General features: G+C 55.9%; 1 protein-coding gene. It reads right to left on the bottom strand.

The window, feature by feature from the left end; genetic code table 11:
* On the bottom strand, positions 1 to 311 hold a 311-nt coding region (locus tag A3709_RS06630), incomplete at both ends, for an MATE family efflux transporter (RefSeq protein ID WP_255359724.1).

Raw genomic sequence — 311 nt, 5'->3', positions numbered from 1 at the left:
ACAATACCCAGTGGCGGAAGACCGACGTGGCCGAACACTAGCGCCCAGGTCAGGGGCACGTTCACCACAATGGCAATCACATCCACAAACATGACCACCTTGGATCGACCAATGCCCACGAAGTAACATGCCAGCAAGGTTTTGCCCAACATAAAGGGCCCACCAACGAGCAGCGTGTAGAAGTAGGCGCGCTCCAGGGGCACAAGGGCTGGATCGTGCCCAATCTTGTCAAAGGCAGTGCCACCGAGTACTCCCACCAATGCGATGATGGGTAGCGCCAGAACAATCAGGTATACACCCTGAGTGACAAC

The organism is Halioglobus sp. HI00S01 (assembly GCF_001635445.1).
GTDB classification, from domain to species: Bacteria; Pseudomonadota; Gammaproteobacteria; order Pseudomonadales; family Halieaceae; genus Halioglobus; species Halioglobus japonicus.
The sequence above is the reverse complement of the archived record's forward strand: the minus strand, read 5'-3'. Positions and strand labels throughout refer to the sequence as shown.